A 1,830-nucleotide genomic window follows, 5' to 3' on the forward strand; every position below is an offset into this window, starting at 1 on the left:
ATGCTTTCGCCCAGCGTCGGGTGCGGATGGATGGTCTTGCCTATGTCGACGGCGTCCGCCCCCATCTCGATCGCCAGCGCGATCTCGCCAATCATGTCGCCCGCATGCGTGCCCACCATGCCGCCGCCCAGGATGCGGCCGTGGCCATGGGCCTCGGGTGAATCATCGAACAGCAGCTTGGTCACGCCCTCGTCGCGGCCATTGGCAATCGCCCGGCCCGACGCCGCCCAGGGGAACAGGCCCTTCCTGACCTTGATGCCCTGTGCCTTGGCCTGGTCTTCGGTCAGGCCCACCCAGGCGACTTCGGGGTCGGTATAGGCGACGCTGGGGATCACTCGCGCATTGAACGCGGCCGCGGCCAGCTCCTTGTTGCCCTGCTGTTCGCCCGCAATCACTTCGGCCGCCACATGCGCTTCATGCACCGCCTTGTGGGCCAGCATGGGCTGGCCGACGATGTCGCCAATGGCAAAGATATGCGGCGCGCTGGTGCGCATCTGGATATCGACCGGAATGAAACCGCGGTCGGTCACCGACACACCCGCGGCCTCGGCCGCCAGCTTCTTGCCGTTGGGCGTGCGGCCCACGGCCTGCAGCACCAGATCGTAGGTTTGCGGCTCGGGCGCCGTGCCGCCCTCTTCGGCCGCGGCAAACGTGACCTTGATGCCTTCGGGCGTGGCCTCGGCACCCACGGTCTTGGTCTTGAGCATGATGTGGTCAAAACGCGGCGCGTTCATCTTCTGCCAGATCTTGACCAGGTCGCGGTCCGCGCCCTGCATCAGGCCGTCCATCATTTCCACCACATCCAGGCGTGCGCCCAGCGTCGAATACACCGTGCCCATTTCCAGGCCTATGATGCCGCCGCCCAGGATCAGCATGCGCTTGGGAACTTCCTTGAGCTCCAGCGCGCCCGTGGAATCGACCACGCGCGGATCTTCGGGCATGAACGGCAGGCGCACGGCCTGCGAACCTGCGGCGATGATCGCGTTCTTGAACTGCACGACCTGGCTGGTGCCGCTGCGCTCGGTGCCTTCGCCCTGCGTCGCTTCCACCGATAGGTGGTGGCTGCCGACAAACTGGCCATAGCCGCGCAGCACCGTGACCTTGCGCATCTTCGCCATCTGCGCCAGGCCGCCGGTCAGCTTGCCTATGACCTTTTGCTTGTGGCCGCGCAGCGTGTCGATATTCACCTGGGGGGCACCGAAGTCCACGCCCACGGCCGACAGGTGCTTGACCTCGTCCATCACGGCCGCGACATGCAGCAGCGCCTTGGACGGAATGCAGCCCACGTTCAGACACACGCCGCCCAGCGTCGCATAGCGCTCGACCAGCACCACCTTGAGGCCCAGATCGGCGGCGCGAAACGCCGCAGAGTAGCCGCCGGGGCCACCGCCGAGCACGACCACGTCGCACTCGAGGTCGGCTGCAGCGCCCGCATATTGCTGGGGCACAGGTGCAGGCACAGCCGGTGCTGCGCCGGCAGCCGCCGTTGGCAGCGCCACCGCAGGTGCGGGGGCGGCAGCGGCGGGCGCAGGAGCAGGCGCCGCTGCCGGAGCCGCGTCTGCGGGCGCCGAAGCCTCGGCCCCGGCTTCCAGCGTCAGCACCACGCTGCCCTGGGCAACCTGGTCGCCTATCTTCACGCGCAATTCCTTCACAACGCCCGCATGCGACGAGGGAATCTCCATCGACGCCTTGTCGGACTCGACGGTGATCAGGCTCTGGTCCACGGCAACCGTGTCGCCGGGCTGCACCAGCAGCTCGATCACGCCGACCGTGTCGAAGTCGCCAATGTCAGGGACCTTGATATCAATGATGGCCATCTGCATGACTCCT

Annotated in this window: 1 protein-coding gene; it reads right to left on the reverse strand. The window is 66.9% G+C overall.

Annotated elements, in window-relative coordinates:
• On the reverse strand, window positions 1-1,817 hold a 1,817-nt coding region (gene lpdA / locus GVL12_RS25600; protein WP_159918369.1), incomplete at its 3' end, for a dihydrolipoyl dehydrogenase.
• Window positions 1,818-1,830 lie beyond the last annotated feature (13 nt).

This window comes from Pantoea sp. 18069 (genome assembly GCF_902706035.1).
Lineage (GTDB): Bacteria > Pseudomonadota > Gammaproteobacteria > Burkholderiales > Burkholderiaceae_C > Comamonas.